This is a genomic window from Streptococcus sp. GMD4S, assembly GCF_000296955.1.
This window is the reverse complement of record NZ_AJRE01000429.1, coordinates 1-516: the sequence shown is the minus strand read 5'-3', so window position 1 is coordinate 516 and position 516 is coordinate 1. Positions and strand designations below refer to the sequence as shown.

1 protein-coding gene is annotated in these 516 nt (G+C 44.8%); it reads right to left on the bottom strand.

Translation table 11 applies throughout. From position 1 onward, the window contains the following. Positions 1-516, bottom strand: a 516-nt coding sequence (locus tag GMD4S_RS10330) for a pyridoxal-phosphate dependent enzyme (protein ID WP_000385525.1), incomplete at both ends; no start/stop codon positions are given.

Here is a 516-nt window from a genome sequence, read left to right as displayed (position 1 = left end):
AGTCTGATAAAACTTCCAAGGCTGCAACGCTGGCAGCTCCGGCTGGTTCTGCTACAATACCTTGTTTGGAATAAAGATCAATCAAGGTTTCGGAAATCAATCCCTCGTCCACCCCAATCAGCGTTTCAACATTCTTACGGGTCGCTTCATAGGTTAATTGTCCAACCTTTTGTACGGCTATCCCATCAGCAAACTTATCAATTTCTTTGAGCTTAACTGGTCCCCCAGCTTCAAAGGCAGCTTTCATAGAGCGAGCACCATTAGCTTCTACCCCAATCACTTCAATGGTCGGGTTGGTTTCCTTAATATAAGTAGAAACACCGGCAATCAATCCGCCACCACCTACTGGTACAAGTACTGTGTCAAAATCAATAGACTCTTTACGGGCTTCTTCAAGAATCTCATAGGCTACAGTCCCTTGACCAGCCTGAACATGCGCATCATCAAAAGGATCGATAAAGGTGCGGTTTTCTGTCAATGTAAATTCTTGTGCTGCCTTAGCAGAAGCATCAAAGG